Source organism: Pseudomonas sp. PS01297 (assembly GCF_029959305.1).
Classification (GTDB): Bacteria; Pseudomonadota; Gammaproteobacteria; order Pseudomonadales; family Pseudomonadaceae; genus Aquipseudomonas; species Aquipseudomonas helleri.
Genome location: NZ_JASCPQ010000209.1, coordinates 1 through 914 on the forward strand (window position 1 = coordinate 1; position 914 = coordinate 914).

A 914-nucleotide genomic window follows, 5' to 3' on the forward strand; every position below is an offset into this window, starting at 1 on the left:
TAGGTTTTGTACGAAAAGTCGTTGTGGCTAAAATTGCCGCCATGACCGGTTGGAGGCCCGTATGGCAAGGCGTTACGAACTTTCTGATGCGTCATGGGAGCTGATCAAGGATTTGGTTTCTCCAGAACAGAAAATGGGCCGTCCTCGCAACGATGATCGTCAGGTTCTCCACGGAATTCTGTGGATCCTGTGCTCGGGCGCTCCCTGGCGCGACCTGCCTGAACGCTTTGGGCCTTGGTCAACGGTGTATCAGCGTTTTCGTGACTGGCGCGACGACGGCACATTCGAGCGAGTACTGGAGCGTCTGCATATTCGGCTGAACCGGGAAGGACTGATCGACTTGGACACCTGGATGATCGACTCCACCGCAGTACGAGCAACCCGAGCCTCTTCAGGCGCCGGGAAAAAGGGGGGCCTGAAGAACCGTTAGACCATGCCTTGGGGCGCAGTCGAGGCGGTCTGACCACCAAGATTCACATGGTGTGCGATGCCAATGGCGTGCCATTGCATTTCAGGCTTTCACCAGGACAAGCCAGTGATGTCTCCCACGCTCAGCCGCTGCTGGATGCTGTAAGAATTGCTGGCAAGCCAGGACGACCGCGTAAACGTAGCCGGTGGTTGCTGGCTGACAAGGGATACGATGCCGAGCACCTGCGCCAGTACTGCGACCGTTACCGAATGCAGCCGGTAATCCCATTGCGCGCTATGCCGCGCAAACCTCGACCTGGCTTGCCCCGACTGTTTGACCGGCCCAAATACCGGCAACGGAACATCATTGAGCGGATGTTTGGCTGGCTGAAAGAAAATCGCAGGATCGGCACTCGCTATGACAAGCTGGCCAAGAGCTTTGCAGCCATGGTCACCTTGGCCTGCAGCCTACGTTGCATGCGGCAATACTTTTCGTACAAAGCCTA

1 protein-coding gene is annotated in these 914 nt (G+C 56.8%); it reads left to right on the plus strand.

The window, feature by feature from the left end; translation table 11 throughout:
* Positions 1–61: 61 nt before the first annotated feature.
* Positions 62–914 (plus strand): IS5 family transposase gene (locus QMX84_RS26305; RefSeq protein ID WP_102053037.1). Its coding sequence is split into 2 segments (ribosomal slippage), with 851 coding nucleotides annotated over them: positions 62–415 and positions 418–914; the frame shifts between segments, so codons are not numbered across the junction. This gene is flagged as partial in the annotation.